Annotated in this window: 17 protein-coding genes; 5 read left to right on the top strand and 12 right to left on the bottom strand. The window is 62.8% G+C overall.

Going from position 1 to position 16,635, the window contains the following annotated elements; genetic code table 11:
• Positions 1 to 24 precede the first annotated feature (24 nt).
• Positions 25 to 1,080: a TAXI family TRAP transporter solute-binding subunit gene (locus tag PXK01_RS09950; RefSeq protein ID WP_274859863.1), complete on the bottom strand. Its 1,056-nt coding sequence runs from the start codon at positions 1,078 to 1,080 to the stop codon at positions 25 to 27.
• Between the two features lie 140 nt (positions 1,081 to 1,220).
• Here PXK01_RS09950 and PXK01_RS09945 point away from each other — a divergent pair, with 140 nt between their 5' ends.
• Together PXK01_RS09945 and PXK01_RS09940 are read left to right on the top strand one after the other, a co-directional pair.
• A complete protein-coding gene (locus tag PXK01_RS09945) occupies positions 1,221 to 1,730 on the top strand; it encodes a MarR family winged helix-turn-helix transcriptional regulator (RefSeq protein WP_274859861.1) in 510 nt (169 codons plus the stop codon).
• Entirely contained in the window at positions 1,727 to 3,373 is a 1,647-nt protein-coding gene (locus tag PXK01_RS09940; protein WP_274859859.1) for a sulfatase-like hydrolase/transferase, read from the top strand. Before PXK01_RS09945 ends, PXK01_RS09940 begins: the two co-directional genes overlap by 4 nt.
• Positions 3,374 to 3,381: 8 nt before the next feature.
• Here the strand turns inward: PXK01_RS09940 and uvrC are convergent, their stop codons facing one another.
• From uvrC to PXK01_RS09895, 9 genes are all read right to left on the bottom strand, one after another.
• A complete protein-coding gene (uvrC, locus tag PXK01_RS09935) occupies positions 3,382 to 5,259 on the bottom strand; it encodes an excinuclease ABC subunit UvrC (protein WP_274859857.1) in 1,878 nt (625 codons plus the stop codon).
• A 290-nt stretch (positions 5,260 to 5,549) separates the two neighbouring features.
• Positions 5,550 to 6,326 carry an SDR family oxidoreductase gene (locus PXK01_RS09930; RefSeq protein ID WP_274859855.1) on the bottom strand — a complete coding sequence of 259 codons (777 nt, stop codon included), beginning with the start codon at positions 6,324 to 6,326 and terminating at the stop codon, positions 5,550 to 5,552.
• Between the two features lie 34 nt (positions 6,327 to 6,360).
• A complete protein-coding gene (locus tag PXK01_RS09925; protein ID WP_274847173.1) occupies positions 6,361 to 7,311 on the bottom strand; it encodes a calcium/sodium antiporter in 951 nt (316 codons plus the stop codon).
• A complete protein-coding gene (locus tag PXK01_RS09920; protein WP_274847174.1) occupies positions 7,308 to 7,490 on the bottom strand; it encodes a hypothetical protein in 183 nt (60 codons plus the stop codon). The genes PXK01_RS09925 and PXK01_RS09920 overlap by 4 nt, the downstream gene beginning before the upstream one ends.
• Before the next feature lies 1 nt (position 7,491).
• Positions 7,492 to 8,289 carry a S49 family peptidase gene (locus PXK01_RS09915; RefSeq protein WP_274859854.1) on the bottom strand — a complete coding sequence of 266 codons (798 nt, stop codon included), beginning with the start codon at positions 8,287 to 8,289 and terminating at the stop codon, positions 7,492 to 7,494.
• Between the two features lie 280 nt (positions 8,290 to 8,569).
• Positions 8,570 to 9,331 (bottom strand): ABC transporter permease, encoded by a 762-nt coding sequence (locus PXK01_RS09910; protein ID WP_274847176.1) that lies wholly within the window; start codon positions 9,329 to 9,331, stop codon positions 8,570 to 8,572.
• A complete protein-coding gene (locus PXK01_RS09905; protein ID WP_274859852.1) occupies positions 9,328 to 10,257 on the bottom strand; it encodes an ABC transporter ATP-binding protein in 930 nt (309 codons plus the stop codon). The genes PXK01_RS09910 and PXK01_RS09905 overlap by 4 nt, the downstream gene beginning before the upstream one ends.
• 117 nt (positions 10,258 to 10,374) lie before the next feature.
• The gene (locus PXK01_RS09900) at positions 10,375 to 10,881 is read right to left on the bottom strand and encodes a CoxG family protein (RefSeq protein WP_274859851.1); all 507 of its coding nucleotides are present in this window, start codon (positions 10,879 to 10,881) and stop codon (positions 10,375 to 10,377) included.
• 136 nt (positions 10,882 to 11,017) lie between these two features.
• Complete coding sequence (locus PXK01_RS09895; protein ID WP_274859850.1) at positions 11,018 to 11,941, bottom strand: alpha/beta hydrolase; 924 nt, start codon at positions 11,939 to 11,941, stop codon at positions 11,018 to 11,020.
• Positions 11,942 to 12,086: 145 nt separating this feature from the next.
• Between PXK01_RS09895 and PXK01_RS09890 the strand changes: the two genes are divergently transcribed.
• Both PXK01_RS09890 and PXK01_RS09885 read left to right on the top strand, forming a co-directional pair.
• Entirely contained in the window at positions 12,087 to 12,548 is a 462-nt protein-coding gene (locus tag PXK01_RS09890) for a winged helix-turn-helix transcriptional regulator (protein ID WP_274847180.1), read from the top strand.
• A gap of 97 nt (positions 12,549 to 12,645) precedes the next feature.
• Positions 12,646 to 13,320 carry an NAD(P)-dependent oxidoreductase gene (locus PXK01_RS09885; RefSeq protein WP_274859848.1) on the top strand — a complete coding sequence of 225 codons (675 nt, stop codon included), beginning with the start codon at positions 12,646 to 12,648 and terminating at the stop codon, positions 13,318 to 13,320.
• Between the two features lie 224 nt (positions 13,321 to 13,544).
• On the opposite strand, the gene PXK01_RS09880 is transcribed toward PXK01_RS09885, so the two are convergent.
• Together PXK01_RS09880 and pobA are read right to left on the bottom strand one after the other, a co-directional pair.
• Entirely contained in the window at positions 13,545 to 14,405 is an 861-nt protein-coding gene (locus PXK01_RS09880; RefSeq protein WP_274859846.1) for a crotonase/enoyl-CoA hydratase family protein, read from the bottom strand.
• Positions 14,406 to 14,497: 92 nt separating this feature from the next.
• Entirely contained in the window at positions 14,498 to 15,679 is a 1,182-nt protein-coding gene (gene pobA / locus PXK01_RS09875) for a 4-hydroxybenzoate 3-monooxygenase (protein WP_274859844.1), read from the bottom strand.
• A gap of 93 nt (positions 15,680 to 15,772) precedes the next feature.
• On the opposite strand from pobA, the gene PXK01_RS09870 reads away from it, so the two are divergent.
• Entirely contained in the window at positions 15,773 to 16,633 is an 861-nt protein-coding gene (locus tag PXK01_RS09870) for a helix-turn-helix domain-containing protein (RefSeq protein ID WP_274859842.1), read from the top strand.
• Positions 16,634 to 16,635 lie beyond the last annotated feature (2 nt).

Below are 16,635 nucleotides of genomic sequence, written 5' to 3'. Positions count from 1 at the left end.
CTGCGGCCCTGCAGAAATGTCCGATCAGGGACGCAGGCAGTCGGCAATCATGTGACCGGCATCCTCAAAGGCGCGGATCGCGCCGGGGTGCATCTTGATCTGCACCGCGCCGCAGGCACCCTGGCTGACGCCATCGATGTCGCCAAAGCTGAGCCGCGTGTAAGGCCCGCGTGGAGAGCCTTTCAGGAAACGCTCCTCACCCTCCAGATAGGCCTTGGTCACCGCATAGACGAGGTCTTCATCCAGCCCGGCTGGCACGATCTGGCCAAAGGCGGTGGCGAAACTGTCGAAACTGTCATCGTCCGTGACAATGGTGATGTCATTGCCTCCATAGGCCGCGCGGAATTCCTCGACCGGGACCGAATAGGGCGCATGGCCCGGTGCCGCCAGGATCTGCTGACCCAGCTTGCTCGCCAACAGGTCGGACGGCACGTCGTGGATGGTGATCCCGCCCGCGGCCGCGATGGCGATCTGACGCCCCGAGGGCAGACCTTCGGGGATCGTCCAGGCATCGGCGCCACCGCCGGTGATGGTGGACACCGTATCGGGCCAGGGTGTCTGGATCCCCTCATAGCCTTCGCCATCCTTGATGCCGGACAGAAGCTGGATCATCGCCCTTCCTGAGGTCAGCGCCGCACCGCGCGGGGGGCCGTTCCAGATCCGCTTTCCGGCAAGGTCACGAATATCCTCAACCGGGTTGCTGTTGTAATAGCCCAGCATCTGCGCCGAGCCCGCGTTGAAGAAGATCACCCGGATATTGGCCGCCAGTTCGGCGCCCTTTTCAGGCCCGATACCGCTGTAGGGACCGATACCGCGCGCCAGCAGGAAGGGCAGGATCAACGGTGCGGGCGCCATGTCCAGCCGCCCTTCGGCCACCGCCTGCACCGAATTGGTCAGCGTGGCGCCTTCGGTGATCTGCAGGGTAGCAACTCCGGCACTGTCGAGCACCGCAGCAAGGGTCGAATCGATGTAATGCGGCGTTGAACCCGGCGTCGTGGTCTCGGCGGTCAGCGTGGCCTGGGCCACGGCCGCCATGGGCGCCAGCGCCAGCGCGCCTGCAAGAAGCGTCTGTTTGATCATGAGTTCCTCCCTAAGGTGCCCGCCCTCCTCCAAAGGCGGATGCCCCCTGTTCCGGGGGTCATGTTTTCAGGCTTGCAGAAATTATATGACTTGTCACGAATTATTTTTTCGGGCTTTATCAGGGCAATGGGAGGAACATGATGAGCAAGCCCACCGAAAGGGACATCGCGGGGATTCGCGCACGTCAGGCACGGGAGGATTACAACCTCTTCTCGCGGCTCCCGGCGGTCTATGCCGCCTCGCGCAGCCAGGGGCAGAAGTTCCTGCAGAAAGGCGGCGGGCTGTCGATCGTGGAATGGCGCACCCTTTGGGATCTGCACGAGGTCGGCCCGATGACGATCCGCGATCTGGCGACGATCCAGCGCGCCGATCATTCCCTCCTGAGCCGCGCCCTGCCCGAGATGCGCCGCAAGGGGTTCGTCACCATGCGCCGCGATGTGCAGGACGGGCGGCAAACCATCGTGGAGATCGCCGAGGCCGGGCGCGCCGCCTATGAGCGCGCAGCCCCGGTGATGGCCCGTCGCCGTGCCGCCCTGCGCGGGGTCTTCTCGGAAGAGGAAATCGCGGCCTTTGTCGGCTATCTTGACCGGATGGAAGAGTTCCTGCGCATCCCCATCGAAGAGTTTCTGGAAGAGGACACCGTGGAATGACAGATCGCCCCAACGTGCTTTGGATCATGGCTGACCAGCTGCGGTTCGACTACCTCAGTTGCTATGGCCACCCGCACCTGCATACGCCCCATATCGACGCGCTGGCCGCGCGCGGCGTGCGCTTCACCAATGCCTATGTGCAATCGCCGGTCTGTGGGCCGTCGCGGATGTCGGCATATACCGGGCGATATGTGCGCAGCCATGGTTCGACCTGGAACGGCATGCCCCTGCGCGTGGGCGAGCCAACCCTGGGCGACCATCTGCGCGAGGTGGACGCCCGCGCGGTGCTGGTGGGAAAGACCCATATGACCGCAGATGCCGAAGGCATGGCCTGGCTCGGCATCGATCCTGCCAGCGAAATCGGCGTGCGCGTATCCGAATGCGGCTTTGAACCGTTCGAGCGCGACGATGGCCTCCACCCCGACAGCCCACGGCAGAACTGGTCCGCCTACGATGACTATCTGGAGGCGCATGGGTTCACATCCGAAAACCCCTGGGAGGATTTTGCCAACTCCGGCCTTGATGACGATGGCGAGCTGCTGTCCGCCTGGCTCTTGAAGAACTCGCGCCTTGCCGCCAACGTGCCAGAGGAACACTCGGAAACCGCCTATATGACCGACCGCGCCATGGCCTTCATGGAAGAGGCGATGGAAGACGGGCGCCCCTGGGTCTGCCACCTCTCCTATATCAAGCCGCACTGGCCCTATATCGTGCCCGCGCCCTATCACGACATGTATGACGAGCGGCACATCGTCGATCCCGTGCGATCCGAGGCAGAGCGGCAGACGGATCATCCCCTGATGCAGGCCTATCTCGATGCGCGGGTCTGCCGCAGCTTTGCCCGTGATCATGTGCGCGAACATGTGATCCCGGCCTATATGGGGCTGATCAAGCAGCTGGATGACAACCTTGGCCGCCTGTTCGCCTGGATGGATGAAAAGGGCCTCAGCGACAACACCATCGTCGCCTTCACCTCGGACCATGGCGACTACATGGGTGATCACTGGATGGGCGATAAGGACTTCTATCACGAGATGGCGGTGAAGGTGCCGCTGATCATCGCCGACCCCCGCCCCGAGGCACAGGGCACCCGCGGGTTGGTCACGGATGAACTGGTCGAAATGATCGACCTTGCCCCCACCTTCATGAAGGCTGTCGGCTGCCCCGCCAAACCCCATGTAATCGAAGGGCGTGATCTCACGCCGATCCTGCATGGCACGGACGGGTTCTCGCGCCGTTATGTTATCAGCGAACACGATTACCACTGGTCCGACATGGCCCGCACGCTGGAGCAGCCTCAGGAAGATGCCCATACCACGATGATCTTTGACGGGCGCTGGAAGTACATCCGCTGCGAAGGCTTCCGCCCGGTGCTGTTCGATCTTGAGACAGACCCGCAGGAGATCACGGATATCGGCGGCTCGGATCTGCCCGAACATGTCGCGGTGCGCGCACGGATGGAGGCGGCCCTCTTGGATTGGGCGACGCGCCATCACACGCGGATCACCGCAACCCAGACCGTGCTGGCGCGGCAGAAACTGGCGGCTGAAACCGGCATCCTGATCGGATTTTGGGATGAGGCCGAATACAAGGAGGTGGTCGGCAAGGCCTTTGAGGATCTCACCCCGCAGGGCCGCCCCTGACGCGGCCCCTAGCCCTGGCCGTGGAAGTGATCGTAGATCCTCTCGGCCAGGGCGGCTGAGATACCCTCGACGGCTTTAAGGTCCGACAGGTCGGCACGGCTCACCGCCTTGGCGCTGCCGAAATGCGCCAGCAGGGCCCGCTTGCGGCTGGCGCCGACCCCTGAGATTTCATCAAGCGGCGTTGCCCCCATCGCCTTGGCCCGCTTGGCCCGGTGGGTGCCGATGGCGAACCTATGCGCCTCGTCCCGCAGGCGCTGGATGAAATAGAGCACCGGATCGTTGCGCTGCAGGGCAAAGGCATTCTCGCCGGGGCGGTAGAACTCTTCTTTGCCGTGATCGCGGTCGACGCCCTTGGCGACACCCACCATGGGAATGTCCTGCACGCCGTGTTCTTCCATGATTTCTGCCACCGCCGAGACCTGCCCTGCGCCACCATCGATCAGCAGAAGATCCGGCCACATGCCCTTTTCGCGGTCGGGATCCTCTTTCAGCAGGCGCGAGAAGCGGCGGTTCAACACCTCTTTCATCATCCCGAAGTCATCGCCAGGGGTCAGGTCATCGCCCCTGATGTTGAACTTGCGATAGGCGTTCTTCATTAGACCTTCGGGGCCTGCCACGATCATTCCCCCCACCGCATTGCTGCCCTGAATGTGGGAGTTGTCGTAGACTTCGATCCGCTGCGGCGGGCCATCCAGACCAAAGGCATCGGCAAGACCTTTCAACAGCTTGGCCTGGGTCGCGCTTTCCGCCATGCGCCGGGCCAGGCTTTCGCGGGCATTGCGCACGGCACCTGCCACGAGTTCGGTCTTTTCGCCGCGCTGGGGCACCAGGATTTCGACCTTGTGGTCTGCCTTCTCGCTGAGCGCCTCCTGCATCAGATCGCCGTTCTCGATGTCGTCCGACAGGATCAGCTGACGCGGCGGCTGCTTGTTGCTGTAGAACTGGCCCAGGAAGGCCTCCATCACCTCGGCGGGGCTATTGTCCGCATCCACGCGTGGGTAGAAATCCTGGTTGCCCCAGTTCTGGTTGGCCCGGATGAAGAAGACCTGAACGCAGGCCTGCCCGCCCTCCATGTGCAACCCGATGATATCGGCCTCGGCCACGCCGCGCGGGTTGATCCCTTGCGAAGACTGCACTTGCGTCAGCGCCTTGATCCGGTCCCGCAGGGCGGCTGCGCGCTCGAACTCCATCGCCTCGGAGGCCGCCATCATCTGCTCGGCCAGTTCCTCCTGGATCTTGGTGGAGCGCCCCGACAGGAACCGTTCCGCATCCCGCACCGAGGCGGCGTAGTCTTCGACGCTGATTTCACCTGTGCAGGGGGCCGAGCAGCGTTTGATCTGGTATTGCAGGCAGGGGCGCGTACGGCTTTCAAACATCGCATCCGAACAGTTGCGCAACAGGAAGGCCTTTTGCAGCTGATTGAGCGTCCGGTTCACCGCCCCCGCGCTGGCAAAGGGGCCAAAATAGCTGCCCTTCTCCTTGCGCGCGCCGCGGTGTTTCTTGATCTGCGCAAAGGCGTGATCCTTGGAGACCAGGATATTCGGAAAACTTTTGTCATCGCGCAGCAGCACGTTGTACTTGGGCTTGAGCTGCTTGATCAGGTTCTGCTCCAAGAGCAGCGCCTCGGTTTCCGTCCGCGTGGTCAGAAACATCATCGAGGTGGTAAGCGCGATCATCCGCTCGATCCGGGGGCTGTTTCCCGGCCGTGTGTAGTTCGAAACCCGTGCTTTCAGGTTTCGCGCCTTGCCCACGTATAGAACCCGGCTTTCCGCATCCAGCATCCGGTAAACGCCCGGAGAGGCATCCAGCGTCTTCACATAATCCTGGATGACGGCATAGCCGCTGCGGGGCGTTTCGGAGATCTGATCGCTCATGTCGTCACACATATGATTCTCTGCATGTCGCTGCAATGTTTGCGCTTCGGGTTCAAGAGCGGACAAATCCACGACTCCTGTGGATAACTATGGAGATATCTTCAGGCTATCCCATCATTTCCCTTGTTTTCAGGCGATTTTGGAAAGTTGCATAAAAATTAAGCAACTTATTAAGATATTGTTTTCAAACATAATTTTTTCCATCACCTGACAAGTTTTTGAAAACAAAGACACTTTTGTAACGGGTTTGTGAAGCACGCCCTCCACGTGCACAACTTTCCCCTAGGGAACAGCGCGATGGGCTACTCCGTGCCAACCACATCCGGAGTTTCCCAGGCCAGATGTTGACCGCCATCGACGCAAATCAACTGCCCGGTGACCGCCGGAGCGGCCAGAAGATAGCCAAGCGCAGCGGTAATGTCCTCGAGGTTTGCCCCCCGGCGCAGAACCGTGCTGGCGCGCTGGCGGGCAAACTGCTCGGCGCTTTGCCTCGGGCCCTGCAGGGTGGGTCCGGGGCCGATGGCATTGACCCGGATGCCCGGCGCCAGGGCCTGTGCCGCCGTCTGCGTCAGGGTCCAAAGCGCCGATTTGGCCAGGGTGTAGCTCACGAACTCGGGCGTCAGCCGCCGCACCCGCTGATCGATCATGTTGACCACCAGCCCCCAGGCCTGCGGTTCCGCCTGCGCATCGACCGGCTGCGCGATCCCCTGCGCCGCCATGGCCTGGATCAGCAGGAAGGGTGCGCGCAGGTTGCTGCCGAAATGGCGGTCCCAGCTTTCCCGGGTCGCGGTCTCGATGCTGTCATGCTCGAAGATCGAGGCATTGTTGACCAGGCAGGTGACCGGCCCGCCCAGCGCCGTGGCCGCGGCAGGCAGCAGGGCTGCGGCGCCTTCCTCATCCAGCAGATCGGCCTGCAGCAATTCCGCCCGCCGCCCCAACGCCCGGATCGCCGCTGCCGTCTCTTCTGCCTCGCTGCGGGATGTGGCGTAGTGGACGCCGACATTATAGCCGTGCCGGGCCAGTTCGATGGCCATCGCCCGCCCCAGACGCTTGCCTGCTCCTGTCACCAAAGCCCGCATGGTTTCCTCCCCGACTATCTGCCTGCCTGGTGAGCTAGAGCAGGACCCACAGGTAGGCAACATATAGTCCGGTCAGCAAGGCCCCCCAACGACGGGTGATGTCCATCTTGAAAAAGACAAAAGGAACAATGATCACCGAGGCCGCCAGCATCACCCACAGGTCAAACCGCAGGAACTCCGGTGCGACCGAGATCGGACCAAAGAAGGTAGCGACCCCGATGATGGCCAGCAGGTTGAACATGTTCGAACCGATCACATTGCCCAGCGCCACATCGGCCTGGCGCCGCAAGGCCGCCATCACGGTGGTCGCCAGTTCCGGCAGAGAGGTGCCAATGGCAACCAGGGTCAGACCGATCACCGTTTCATCGATACCATACATGCGGGCAATGATCGTCGCATTGTCCACCAGCAGATCCGCCCCCAGAGGCAGGCCGATCAGCCCCAACAGAAGATAGACCCCGATGCGCCAGAACGGCATGTCCGGGTCGGCTTCCTCGATCTCCTCCAGATCCTCGTCCACCTCTGCGCCACTGCGCCTATGAGCACGGGCCTCGCGGAAGGCGCCGCCCAGAACCACGGCCAGTGCCGCCAGCAGGATCAAACCCGACCAGACCGTAAAGACCCCGACAAAGGCCAGCGCGATGAACAGGAGTGAGGCAACCAGCATATAGATGTAGTTCTTGCGCGTCTCGCATTCGCTGGTGTGCAGCCGCGACAGGATCGCAGGAACGCCAAGAACCAGCAGGATATTGGCGGTATTCGACCCCACCACATTGCCAAGCGCGATACCGTCGGCCCCATCCGTCACCGCATTGATCGCAATCAGAAGTTCCGGCGCAGAGGTGCCAAAGGCCACGATGGTCAGGCTGACGATCAGGGCGGGCACGCCAAGACGCAGCGACAGGTTCACCGCACCGCGCACAAGAGCGTCTCCCGCCAGAAGCAGGATCACCAGTCCCAGCCCGCACAACAGCCATGGCATCATCGCTGCGACCCTCCTTTTCCGCCCTTGCCGCAGGCACAGGGACCCTTGCCGATCCTAAATCGCCCACAGGATGAACAGCGGGCGGATTTCAGCCGCTTCTGTCCAGGCATCCGGAGCTTTCCGAACATGGCCAGAACCGCCATCGCCACCAGGAAAAGGGAAACAATCTTCAGTATCACGTCAGAGGCCAAACCGCGCAAACTCGGCGCGTTCCTCGATACAGTTCAAAGCGTCCTGCGCCAGGTGCATGCCAAACCGGCTCAGGAAGGGGCGTTTCATGCCATAACGGCGGATCCGCACCTTGTCGCCGTAGCGCTCTTTCAGCTTGGGCATGAGATGGGCGATCCCGTCGATCAGCCCCAGTTCCTGCGCGCGCCGGGCCAGCCAGACCTCGCCGGTGAACAGCTCTGTTTCAGGGCTCAGCGCATCGCCGCGCCGCGCCGTCACATGGTCGATGAAATTGTCGTGAATATCGTTCAGCAACCGCTTGAGCCGCTCCACGTCCTCAGGGTTTTCCGGGCGAAAGGGGTCCAGCATGGATTTGCTTTTGCCGGCGGTGTAGACACGCCGCTCCACCCCCTGACGGGCCAGCAGCACATGGGCGCCGAAACCGGCGGATATCACCCCGATGGAGCCGATCACCGAACTGGAATCCGCCCAGATCTCATCCGCCGAAGCCGCCAACCAGTAGCCGCCCGAGGCCGCGACATCCTCGACAAACGCGATGACCGGGATCTCCTTTTCCTCCGCCAGCTGGCGGATCCGCGCGCCGATCAGGGAGCTTTGCACCGGAGAACCGCCGGGTGAGTTGATCTCCAGCGCAACGGCGCTCGGCTTTCCCTTGCTGAAGGCGCGTTCCAGCACCGGGGTCAGCGCGGCATCGCTCAGGCTGCCTCTTCCGGCCATGCCGATTGCGCCGGACAGGCGCACGACAGAGACGAGGGGCGGCTTATTGAGAAAGGGTATGCGCAACTTCATGGCGCCGATGTAGAATGCCCCCCGCTCCGAAACAAGGTCCGCAAGCGGTGGAAACCGAACTGAGCGGAAAAAGCCCGGTGCCTCCGGCAAATTTGCAACGCACCTGCCTGCAATATGTTCGCGGCGTGCAGGCCTTCTCCCTGTTCGCGATTTGCAGAGTCCGCGCCGCAGGCGCACGGCGCGCCCCTGCGCGCCGCCGGGCCCAAGGCCGCCAATGCGTTTCGGCGCAGCCGAGGCGCACGCGGGCGCGGGAGCCCTTGCCTGTTACCTGCCACCGCCCTCAGGAGCGAATGCGCCAGCCGGTCTTGAAGATCCACCAGATCACCGCCAGGCACAGGCAGGTAAACCCGCCAATCGCCAGAAGACTGGTCACGACGGGCACATCCGAGGTGCCAAAGAACGACCAGCGAAAGCCAGAGATCAGATAGACCACCGGGTTGAACAGGGTGATCTTCTGCCAGATCGGTGGCAGCATAGAGATCGAGTAGAAAGATCCGCCCAGGAACACCAGCGGCGTCACGATCAATAGCGGCACCAGTTGCAACTGCTCGAAATTTCTTGCCCAGATCCCGATGATGAACCCCAATAGCGAAAAGCTCAGGCAGGTCAGCACCAGGAACAGCACCATGGCGCCGGGATGGGCGATGCTCAGATCCACAAACAGCGAGGCCGTGCCCAGGATCACCAATCCGATGAACAGGGCCTTGGTTGCCGCCGCGCCCACGTATCCCAGCACGATCTCAAGGAAGTTCACCGGCGCCGACAGAAGTTCGTAGACGGTGCCGATGAACTTGGGGAAGTAGATCCCGAAGGACGCGTTCGATATGCTCTGGGTCATCACGCTCAGCATGATCAGCCCCGGCACGATAAAGGCGCCATAGGCGATCCCCTCCACCTGGTCGATGCGGCTGCCGATGGCGGCGCCAAAGACCACGAAATACAACGAAGTCGACAGGACCGGCGACAGGAAGCTCTGCAACAGGGTGCGAAAGAAACGCCCCATTTCAGAGCGGTAGATCGATGCAACCGCCATCCAGTTCATGACTGTTCTCCCGCGACAAGACCCACGAATATATCCTCAAGGCTGGATTGGCGCGTCACCACATCCGCCAGGACCAGCCCCGCGCCCGCAACATCGTTCAAAAGCGCCGTGATGCCGGTGCGTTCGGCGCGGGTGTCGTAGCTGTAGATCAGCGACCGCCCCTCACGCGCCAGCTCCAGCCCATAGGGTGACAGGGCCTGCGGGATCGCCTCGATCGGCTCGCTCAGCTGTACTTCCAACTGTTTCTGTCCCATCCGCGCCATAAGGGCGGCCTTGTCTTCCACCAGCAGGATCTGCCCCTTGGTGATCACCCCCACCCGGTCGGCAATGGCTTCGGCCTCTTCGATGTAATGGGTGGTCAGGATGATGGTGACGCCCGCCGCCTTCAGCTCGCGCACCACCTCCCACATGTCCTTGCGCAGCTCCACATCGACCCCGGCGGTGGGCTCGTCCAGGAACAGGATGCGCGGCTCGTGGCTCAGCGCCTTGGCGATCAGCACCCGCCGCTTCATGCCGCCCGAAAGTTCCTTGATCTGGCTCTTGCGCTTATCCCAGAGCGAGAGCTTTTTCAGGATGACCTCCAGCAGCGCGTCATTGCGGGGCTTGCCGAACAGCCCGCGGGAAAACCGCACCGAATTCCAGACGGTCTCGAAAGGCTCCAGGTTGATCTCCTGAGGCACCAGACCGATCAGGCGGCGGGCCGCGCGAAACTCCTGCGCGATGTCATGCCCGCCCACCGTGACGCTGCCAGAGGTCGGCGTGGTGATGCCGCAAACGGTCGAGATCAGCGTCGTCTTGCCCGCTCCATTTGGTCCCAGAAGGGCCAGGATCTCCCCCTCCTCAATCTCAAGAGAGGCGCCCTTCAAAGCCTCAAAGCCGCCCTCGTAGGTCTTGCGCAGATCGCGGATAGACAGGATCGCTGACATGATATCTCCGTCACTGTGGATAGGGCGCAGGCTATCGAGCGGCGGCATTTGCCACCACTGGCGAGACGCGCAACCGCCTGTGCATGCATGCAGGGAAAACCCAGCGTCGGCCTGGGTTCAGGCGCCGGTGATCTTCTTGAACCAGCCCTTCTTCTCTGCGGCGGCCTCTTCACCGCCCGCGCCTTCCGGAGCCAGATGGGTCTGCAGGTTTACAAAGAACTGATCGGCCATCTTTTTGGCAAACCCGTCGATGATCCGACTGCCAAGCTGCGCCAGCTTGCCGCCGACCTTGGCCTCCACGTCATAGGACAGGAGCGTGCCCGTTTCCGAGGGCGCCAGGGTCACCACGGCGCCGCCCTTGGCAAACCCTGCCGCCCCGCCCTTGCCTTCGCCGGTAATGGTCAGCTTTTCACCCGGCACCAGGTCCGACAGGGTCACCTGCCCCTTGAAGGTGGCCTTCACTGGTCCGACCTTCTGGGTAACACTCGCCTCGAAGCCCTCCTCGGGCGATCCGGTGACCTCGGTCGCGCCGGGCACACAGGCTTTCAGGATCTCAGGCGTCAATAGTGCCGCATAGACCTCGGCCGGCGGGGCTGCGATTTCCTTCTGATCACTCATCTGCATGGCGGTATCCTCCGTATGACCTGGGTGTGGCGTTGCTGCCCTGCACCCAGACCTAGCCGAACGTTGCGACCTCTGCAAAGCCGGAAGCCGAAAGTTGACAGGGGCTCAGAGCGCTTGGCTGGCATTCCGCCCCGCGTCACTCCACCGGTCGGGCGTTGGCGGCGGGCATCAGATGATCGACCACTGCTGCAATGACAGTGCCGTCGCGCAGGATGCGCCCATGTCCCAGACCTGCGGTCACATGCAGCCTGGCACCGGGCCAGCTCTCGGCCAGGGCGCGCCCTTCGGAGGCAGGCACCACCCGGTCGCCATTGTCATGCACGATCAGCGCGGGCTGTGACAGGCCGGGTGCCAGATCTGTGCCGCGCAGCGCCTTGAACGGGACGCCATAGCGCCGCTCCAGCCGTTTCTGTGCGCCCCTTGCCACCTTTTCGCCAAAGCCCAGAAGGCGCGCGATCTTACCAAGGTACAGCTCCAGATCCGTTGGCGGCGCAAGCAGGGCAACCCGGTCGACCTTGAGCCCGCGCGCCAGCGCCGCAACCGTTGCCGCCGCACCGTTGGAATGGGCGACGATCCCGGCAAGCGGCCCCAGATGGGTCGCGACCTCCTCGGTCACCCAGAGCATTTCCGGCAGGGAGCTGCGCCGCCCGGCAGCCGCACCGTGACCCGGGGCATCAAAGGCGACAACGCGAAACCCTGCCTCAACCAGCGGCGCTGCAAAACCGCCCAATTGCCCTGCCCGCCCCGACATGCCGTGCACCAACAGGATCGTTGGCAGAACCGCCTGCCCCCGCGCACCGCAATGCTGCCCAACCGGGCGCCAGTCATAAACCGGGATCTGCGCGCCCGCTTTCAGGGTCAATGGCCGCGCCGCAGAGGTGGCCAGCCAGCTCTTTTCCTGAGGCGACAGCTTGTGGCGCCGGGGCGTGGTGAACAGTCGCGCCAGCACAAAGGCGGCCGCTGTCGGCGAGACGCTCCCCAACAGCCCCGAAATCCGCTGGATCAGCGCAAGGACAGGCGGGCGGCGCTTGGGTTTGATGTGCGTTGTGGCGCTGACCATGGCTGGCCCTCCTGATGCTGTGCGATGCGGGAAGACACGGGAGGAGTTCATTCCGTGTTCCTGATCATCAAAATAGTAGGTTCTATTTAAGAACTCATAATCAGTTCCATTTGGGAACCATGTCAATCCATGCTATGGAGGGCCCATGAAATGGCATGACATGAAAGATGCCGCCTGCCCGGTGGCCCGGGCGATGGCGGTGATAGGCGACCGCTGGACCCTGTTGATTTTAAGGGAATGTTTTCTTGGAACCCGCCGGTTCGACGGGTTTCAGCAGCGTCTTGGAATCACCCGGCATCTGCTGGCGGAACGGTTGAAACGGCTGGAGTCTGCGGGCCTGTTGAAGCGCCACCCCTACCAGGAGCGCCCCCTGCGTCATGAATACAGGCTCACCGATTCGGGAAAGGCCTTTGCCCCGGTCATGCTGGCGCTGCAGGATTGGTCCCGCAACAACCTGCCCTGTGACGACAGCGCTCCGATCTCTTTCGTGCTGCGCGAGAACGGCGCGGAGATCGACCCGGTTCTGACCGACCGGCGCAGCGGGCAGGAACTGAACCACCGCACGGTCTTGATGCGGCCAAACACAGAAACACGCGCCAAGGGCTGACCGGCTGCACATGCGCTGTGCATGCATGAGCGCCCCAATATCTTGATGTCGAGACACCCGCATTATATCTCGACGACAAGATAAAAGGAGTTGCCTCATGAAAATCATCCTCTTTGGCGCCACCGGCGATGTGGGCCATGCCACCCTGCGCGAAGCTTTGACCCGCGGCCATCAGGTCACGGCGGTCGCGCGCAATCCGGGGCGCCTGACGGCCCTGTCCCCCAAGGTGAAAACCGTGGCGCTGGATCTGCTGACAGAGACCAATGCCGCGGCACAGGCGGCTGACGGGCATGACATCCTGATCAGCGCCCTGCGCCCTGCAGCGGGTCGCGAAAGCGATCTGGTCCCCCTGACCCGCACCGCTCTGGCAGCCGCGCGATCTGCGGGCATCCCCGCCCTGATCACCGGCGGGGCGGCTCTGTTGAAACTGGCCGATGGCAGCGGCCACACGGTTCTGAGCGCTCCCGGTTTCCTGCCGCCCGAAATCCGCCCCATCGCCGAGGCCTGCGCCGCGCAGGATGCGCTGCTGGAAGCGGAGCAGGAGACCTGCTGGACCTGCCTGCGCCCGCCCGCGATGCTGCTGCAGGACAGCCGCACGGGGCAGTACCAGTTGGGCACGGACACGCTGGTCACCGATGCCGAGGGGCAATCGCGGATTTCCTATGCGGATTTTGCCGTTGCCATGATGGACCTTGCCGAGGCGCCGCAATCCCCCCGCCGTCGTCTCACCGCAGGCTGGGCGGCTCCCGCGCCCGCTCTGCAGCCCGGCTGACGCCGAAACTGCAGCGGCCTTGGGCCCGGCAGCGCGCTTTTGCAAGACAACAGACGAGATCGGCAGCCGCAACCCTACCCGTATCGCGCGTCCGCGCCGTGCCGTCCGGCACGGCGCCCGGCCCAACGGCAGCAGATCATCCAGGATGATCTTCCTGTCGGCGGGAGTTCCCCCCCCTGCCCCGACCCAGGCCCAGGCTTAGAGCATCACGGAAACCACCCGCGCTATCGGTTGCCCTTGGGGATTTCCTCCCTCAGCGTCCAATCGTAAGTGCCTTCGTCCCGTTCACGCACGGTCTGCTTCCAACCCATGTCCTCGGACCGCTCCTTGAAGGCGATCCCTTCCGGGGAATGCCGGGTGATCCCGTCAAAGATCGTCGCAAGGCGCTGGGTCTGCATCAGACCGGTCTGTTCGATCGCCTGGTTGATCACCATCTTCTGCATCGCAAGCTGGTTGACCGGCACTGTCGCCATGCGCGCCGCCAGTTCCTCCACCGCGTCATCCAAGCGCTCCTGCGGCACCGCCTTCAGCACCAGCCCCATGTCGGCCGCCTCCCGCCCGGAAATCTTGTCACCGGTGAACAGCATCCGCTTGGCCCGCTCCGCGCCCAGCCGGTAGACCCACATCGCCGTCGTCGGACAGCCCCAGACACGGGCGGGCATGTAGCCGATCTGGGCCTCCTCGGCCATGATCGTCATGTCGGCGCATAGCGCGATGTCCGAACCGCCCGCCACCGCAAAACCATGTACCTTGCAGACCACCGGCTTCACCGCCCGCCAGAGCGACATGAAATGCTGGGTGTTTTCCCACATGAAGCGATAATCCTTGATCGGATCCCAGGGCATGGCTTGCGTCGCCTCACCCGATCCATTGCCTTCGGCGTAATAGGCCAGGTCATAGCCCGCACAGAAGGCCTCGCCCGCGCCGGACAGGACCATCACATGCACGCCGGGATCCGCATCCGCCCGCGCCACCGCCGCCGCCAGATCCTGCGGCATGCGATCGTCGATGGCGTTCATCACATCCGGCCGGTTCAGCGTAATCCGCGCGATCCGACCGTCTTTTTCATAGGCAACCGTGGTCATCTTTTCCTCCCTCTCTTGAGGTCAGAAAAGCACGCCCGGCCTTGCAGACAAAGCCGGGCGGACGTGACGTCAGTTGGATCAGTTCCGTTGGATCAGTAGGGAAGACCCACGTAGTTTTCCGCCAGAGAAGCCTGCGCCGCGTCAGACGAGAACAGGTAATCTAGATCGGTGCATTGCAGGCGCTGATCCACCGCCTCGGCCCCGGGGAACAGGTGCAAAAGGTTGGTCATCCACCAGCTGAACCGCTCTGCCTTCCAGACGCGCGCCAGCGCCTTTTCGGAATAGGCGTCCAGCCCGGCACTGTCGCCCTTCAGGTAGTGATCCATGAACCCATGATAGAGATAGTAGATATCCGAGGCCGCCGAATTCAGCCCCTTGGCTCCGGTCGGCGGTACGATATGCGCGGCATCGCCAGCCAGGAACAGGTTGCCATAGCGCATCGGCTCGGCCACGAAACTGCGTAGGGGAGCGATCGATTTCTCGATCGAAGGACCGGTTTCCAACCCGGCGGCGACGTCTTCGGGCAGGCGGCGTTTCAGCTCTTCCCAGAAGGCCTCATCCGACCAGCCTTCGGGCTTGTCCGTCAGCGGGACCTGGATGTAATAGCGGCTCAGGACCTGGCTGCGCAGGGAGCAGAGCGCAAAGCCGCGCTCGTGCCGGGCATAGATCAGCTCCGGCGACACCGGCTTGGTTTCCGACAGCACCCCCAGCCAGCCGAAGGGGTAGACCTTCTCGTATTCCTTCAGCACATCCGACGGAATCGACTTGCGGCTGACACCATGGAACCCGTCGGCACCCACGATGAAATCGGCGTCCACGCGATGCTCTGCCCCGTCCTTTTCGTAGGTGAGGTAGGGGGCATCCGATTTCAGATCATGAGGCTGCACATTGGCGGCACCGTGAATCACCACCCCGCCCATGGCATCGCGTGCTGCGTAAAGATCACGGGTCACCTCGGTCTGACCATAGACCATCACCGTTGCGCCGTTCGCGTATTTCTCAAGATCGACACGATCGGTGCGCCCCTGATGGGCGATGTAGAACCCCTCGTGCACTTCACCTTCGGCATCCATACGTTCGGCACAGCCCGCTTCGCGCATCAAGTTGACGAAACCATGCTCCAGCACCCCGGCCCGGATCCGGCCCAGAACATAGTCGCGAGATTGCCGTTCCAGCACGATGCTATCGATGCCCTTGCGGTGCAAAAGCTGCGACAATAGCAGGCCCGAGGGGCCACCACCGATGATCGCGACTTGGGTTTTCTCTACAGTCATTAACGCGCCTCCGATTGAAAGTGAGCGGTACTATGGCGGTGACCGCAGCTTTTGCGAATGGACCATCTGCGCAACTTCTTGTACATTTCGTACATGACCGATGCACTTCAGATCCGCAGCTACAACCTGTTCGGGGAAACCGACGAACTGGCGGATGTGCTCCATGTGGAGACCATTCGCTCCCGCTCGGAACAACACGACTGGGAGCTTTCCCCACATCGGCATGCCCGTCTGCATCAGATTCTGTTCATGACCAGCGGCGGCGGCAAGGTGGACCTGGACGGCAAGCCCAATGACCTGCCAGCCCCCTGTTTCGTCAATATCCCGCGCGGCGTGGTGCATGGGTATCAGTTTGACCCCGACACCATGGGCTGGGTCGCGACCCTGCCATCGGATCTGCTGGATCACTCCATTCGCGCGGGCGAAGGGGTGCATGGTCCGCTGGATCACCCCTGCGTGCAGCCCCTGCCGCAAGAGCTGCACAGCATGGCTGAAACCCTGTTTCGCGAATATCACGGTCAGAGCTTTGCGCGGGCCCAGATGCTGCGTGCGCTGGCAGGCGCCCTGACCGCCCTGGCGGCCCGCCACATTCACGAAGCCGAAGGCAAAGGGCGTCACACCGAAGGCAGCCCGGTGTTTACCCGCTTTGAAACCCTGGTTGAGCAGCACTTTCGCAGCCGCCGCCCTTTGGCGGATTACGCTGACGATTTGGCCGTGTCTCCCACCCATCTCAATCGCATCGTGCATCAGGCCACCGGTCAGTCGGCCTCGCATCTGGTGAACGAACGCATGCTGCGCGAGGCACGCCGGATGCTGCTTTATACCTCTCTCAGCGCGGCCCAGATCGCCTATGAGCTGGGCTTCAGCGATCCGGCCCATTTCAGCCGGGTCTTCGCAAAGGGCACCGGCATGCCCCCTCGCAGATTCCGCACCCGGTTGGGCGACAGCCCCTGATC

Origin of the sequence: Phaeobacter sp. PT47_59, assembly GCF_028890025.1 — a bacterium.
Lineage (GTDB): Bacteria > Pseudomonadota > Alphaproteobacteria > Rhodobacterales > Rhodobacteraceae > Phycobacter.
This window is presented reverse-complemented; position numbering and strand designations above follow the sequence as displayed.

Excerpts from the sequence above, each read along its gene's own strand:
- PXK01_RS09870 (WP_274859842.1), top strand. The coding sequence starts at position 15,773 with ATGACCGATGCACTTCAGATCCGCAGCTACAACCTGTTCGGGGAAACC.
- PXK01_RS09890 (WP_274847180.1), top strand. The coding sequence starts at position 12,087 with ATGAAATGGCATGACATGAAAGATGCCGCCTGCCCGGTGGCCCGGGCG.
- PXK01_RS09910 (WP_274847176.1), bottom strand. The coding sequence starts at position 9,331 with ATGAACTGGATGGCGGTTGCATCGATCTACCGCTCTGAAATGGGGCGT.
- PXK01_RS09880 (WP_274859846.1), bottom strand. The coding sequence starts at position 14,405 with ATGACCACGGTTGCCTATGAAAAAGACGGTCGGATCGCGCGGATTACG.
- PXK01_RS09925 (WP_274847173.1), bottom strand. The coding sequence starts at position 7,311 with ATGATGCCATGGCTGTTGTGCGGGCTGGGACTGGTGATCCTGCTTCTG.
- PXK01_RS09900 (WP_274859851.1), bottom strand. The coding sequence starts at position 10,881 with ATGCAGATGAGTGATCAGAAGGAAATCGCAGCCCCGCCGGCCGAGGTC.
- PXK01_RS09945 (WP_274859861.1), top strand. The coding sequence starts at position 1,221 with ATGAGCAAGCCCACCGAAAGGGACATCGCGGGGATTCGCGCACGTCAG.
- pobA (WP_274859844.1), bottom strand. The coding sequence starts at position 15,679 with ATGACTGTAGAGAAAACCCAAGTCGCGATCATCGGTGGTGGCCCCTCG.
- PXK01_RS09930 (WP_274859855.1), bottom strand. The coding sequence starts at position 6,326 with ATGCGGGCTTTGGTGACAGGAGCAGGCAAGCGTCTGGGGCGGGCGATG.
- uvrC (WP_274859857.1), bottom strand. The coding sequence starts at position 5,259 with ATGTGTGACGACATGAGCGATCAGATCTCCGAAACGCCCCGCAGCGGC.
- PXK01_RS09895 (WP_274859850.1), bottom strand. The coding sequence starts at position 11,941 with ATGGTCAGCGCCACAACGCACATCAAACCCAAGCGCCGCCCGCCTGTC.
- PXK01_RS09885 (WP_274859848.1), top strand. The coding sequence starts at position 12,646 with ATGAAAATCATCCTCTTTGGCGCCACCGGCGATGTGGGCCATGCCACC.
- PXK01_RS09950 (WP_274859863.1), bottom strand. The coding sequence starts at position 1,080 with ATGATCAAACAGACGCTTCTTGCAGGCGCGCTGGCGCTGGCGCCCATG.
- PXK01_RS09905 (WP_274859852.1), bottom strand. The coding sequence starts at position 10,257 with ATGTCAGCGATCCTGTCTATCCGCGATCTGCGCAAGACCTACGAGGGC.
- PXK01_RS09940 (WP_274859859.1), top strand. The coding sequence starts at position 1,727 with ATGACAGATCGCCCCAACGTGCTTTGGATCATGGCTGACCAGCTGCGG.
- PXK01_RS09915 (WP_274859854.1), bottom strand. The coding sequence starts at position 8,289 with ATGAAGTTGCGCATACCCTTTCTCAATAAGCCGCCCCTCGTCTCTGTC.